Here is a 1,128-nt window from a genome sequence, read left to right on the forward strand (position 1 = left end):
CACCGAAAGAACCGACCCCTGATTTCTGGGGTTACGCCCGGAACTACCTGCACGACTACCTACCCGACGTCAGGGCCATGGCACCACGCAGCATCGAGGCGTATCGGATCAGTCTGGAGAGCTACGTCCACTACCTGACCACGGAGCAGCACGTTCTTCGCCAAGACATCAGCTTCGATCACTTTGAGCGTCAATTTCTCAAAGACTGGCTGGTATGGATGCGCCAAGCCAGGAACTACCAGCCCGCGACCATCGTCCTGCGCCTGAGCGCAGTCAAAGCCTTCCTGCATTTCGCTTCCGCTGAAGACCTCACGTTGGTTGCGGTTTACCATGCTGCCAAGAACATCAAGGCGCCAGCCGCACCGCGCAAACCTATCGAATACCTGGAGAAGAACGAGACAACAGCGGTCCTGGCCGCGTACGACGGCAAGGACCAGAAATCCCGCCGCAACCGCATGCTGCTCATCCTGCTCTACGACAGCGCGGCACGCGTCAGCGAGATCACCGCACTCACAAGTGAGGACCTGAAGCTGGCGAAACCAGCCCATCTGACGCTCACCGGCAAAAGGGACAAGAGCCGCGTCGTTCCCTTGGGAGAGAAGACAGTTGAACATCTCAAGGTTTATCTCGACGAGTTCCACCCGCAACGCACAACCCAGCCCGCGATGCGGCCCCTGTTCTATAGCTGGCACCGCGGGCAACCGATGCCGCTTTCCTGCGATACCGTTGCCGCGGTGCTCAAGAAAGCCGGGGACCTCGCCCGTGGACGATGTCCCTCAATCCCAGGCAACCTGCACTGTCATATGCTGCGGAAGACCAAGGCCATGGACCTCTACAAGCAAGGCATCCCGTTGCCGATCATCATGCAGTTGCTCGGGCACGAAAGCATGAGCACCACCTCGGCGTTCTACGCGTTTGCCACCCTCGACATGATGCGAGCAGCACTGAATGCCGCCACACCCGCGATCAGTGAAACGAATACCGAAATGCTCAGCGAAGACAAACTTCAGCTGCTCTACTCACTGAGATAGCGAGGAACGTTAACCCGAGGAACGGGACCGAGACCCCCGAATCACAAGGGAAAACGCACCAAACTCGGCTTAACGTTTTCCTCGGCATAATCGCTGT

The 1,128-nt window shown here is 58.2% G+C and carries 1 protein-coding gene; it reads left to right on the forward strand.

The window, feature by feature from the left end:
* On the forward strand, nt 1-1,031 hold a 1,031-nt coding region (locus IWX64_RS16855), incomplete at its 5' end, for a tyrosine-type recombinase/integrase (RefSeq protein ID WP_196868274.1).
* Nucleotides 1,032-1,128 lie beyond the last annotated feature (97 nt).

Source organism: Arthrobacter sp. CAN_A212 (assembly GCF_015752345.1).
Classification (GTDB): domain Bacteria; phylum Actinomycetota; class Actinomycetes; order Actinomycetales; family Micrococcaceae; genus Arthrobacter_D.